Below are 1,860 nucleotides of genomic sequence, written 5' to 3'. Positions count from 1 at the left end.
CGATCGCCCCACCGACACGGTTCAACTGGGCATTACAGGCTTGGCTGCTGGAGAAACGCTAAAGGTAGTCGATTTCCAGTCCTCAACGGGTGACTTGTTTGGTTTGAGCAGTGCTAACAAGCTCTACAAAATCGATGTAGCAACAGGGGCGGCGATCGCAATGACGCTGTCCACGTCCGGCACAACTTCTACCACGCCCTCTACTGGGACATCTACCAATCCACTTGCCCTGACAGGCACAGCCATCGGGTTGGACTGCGACCCCACCAGCGGCAACATTCGGGTGGTCACCGATGCCGATGAACATCGTGTCCTGACGCCAGTATCCGGCTCAACCAATACCTTTACCGTTGTTATGGATACAGCCCTTGCCTATGCAACAGGGGATGCCAATGCTGCCCAAAATCCTAACGTAACGGCTTTGGCCTATAGCAACAATTTCAGAGGTTCGACCTCTACAGCCCTGTATGGTATCGACACTACTCTGGATGCCCTCGTGCGTCTGGCTGAAGTGACTGCTGCCGTTGTGCCTGCTCCTGGTAATCTTACAACCGTGGGTGCGCTTGGTGTTGATTTCAGCCCCAGTGCTGGTTTTGATATCTTCACCGACAGTAACCTGAGCAACACGGCTTATGGAATGTCGGGTTCTGACCTGTATAGCATCAATCTGACTAGCGGTGCAGCAGCGAAGCTAGGAACAGTGGTGGTCAACGGGATACCCACTCAGCTCGTTGGCATTTCGAGTCGCGTTTAGGTCTGAGAAAATCTCCGAACTCAAACTCGCCCGAACTTGAAACGATCGGCGAAAGCGATTCAACAGAAGTTCAATGCAGCCCTGCTAGGAAGGTTTCGCTTTCATTGGCAGGGCACTCTTTCTTGGAGCAGGGCAACTCTTTCTTGGAATAGTTGGGAATCCTAGCCTTAAGAAACCACGCACAATTTTAGTGCCAACTCTATGCTGTCGTTCCCGAATTCTGATCATTCTTTTACTCAAGAAACTTTACTGCTCCGTATTACCAATCGCATCCGGCAATCCCTGGAGCTTCAAGAGATTTTAACTACGACCGTTGCTGAAGTCCGAGCCTATCTGGGAACCGATCGCGTAAAAGTCTATCAATTTCAACCGGATGGGCACGGAATTGTGATCGCCGAGTCGCTGAGTAGTGATCGCTTACCTTCGCTGCTGGGGCTGCATTTTCCGGCGGATGATATTCCTCCTTATGCTCGCGAACTGTTTGTGCGGGCACGCCAGCGTAGTGTTGTGGATTTGAGTACCCATGCGATCGGCATCAGTCCGCTGAATTGCCCGGAAACCGGGGATCTGATCGATCAAACAGATATTCGCTATCGTCCGGTTGATCCGTGCCATCAAGAGTACCTGATGGCAATGGGTGTCCAATCTTCAGTCGTGGTTCCGATCGTTTTAGAAGGCGAAGCGGCAGGTCCGTACCACCCCCCCTCGCTCCAGCCGCCGAATCAGCTCTGGGGGCTACTGGTTTCTCATCATGCTGAACCGCGATCGGTAAGCGAGACAGAGTTGCAGTTCATTCAGGCGGTGGTGGATCAGGTGGAGGTGGTCATTGCCCAGTCGATTCTGCTCGACCACGTTCGTGCCCAGGCGCACCAGGAATCCAATATTAATCAGGTCACTGCGCTGCTGCAAACCTCGCCAATGGTGAACTGGCAAGATGTCCTTCAAGCCGCAGCAAGTTCGCTGGAGGCAGACGGCAGGCTTTATCTCGTTGCCAGTGAACAATTACCCACAGAGTCCCCCAGAGAAATTTATACGATCGGTGAGCAGCCTGCCCTGCTTGATTCCATTCAGCAGCGATCGATCGAGGAAAATTTACTCTGGCAGAA

2 protein-coding genes are annotated in these 1,860 nt (G+C 52.6%); both read left to right on the top strand.

The window, feature by feature from the left end; all coding sequences use genetic code 11:
• On the top strand, window positions 1–754 hold a 754-nt coding region (locus H6F80_RS11865), incomplete at its 5' end, for a DUF4394 domain-containing protein (RefSeq protein WP_190791760.1).
• A 201-nt stretch (window positions 755–955) separates the two neighbouring features.
• Window positions 956–1,860, top strand: a 905-nt coding sequence (locus H6F80_RS11860; RefSeq protein ID WP_190791759.1) for a GAF domain-containing protein, incomplete at its 3' end; no start/stop codon positions are given.

Origin of the sequence: Leptolyngbya sp. FACHB-711, from assembly GCF_014695615.1 — a bacterium.
Taxonomy (GTDB): domain Bacteria; phylum Cyanobacteriota; class Cyanobacteriia; order Elainellales; family Elainellaceae; genus Leptolyngbya_A.
Note: the sequence above shows the minus strand (reverse complement) of the source record. Positions and strands in the feature narration are given on the sequence as shown.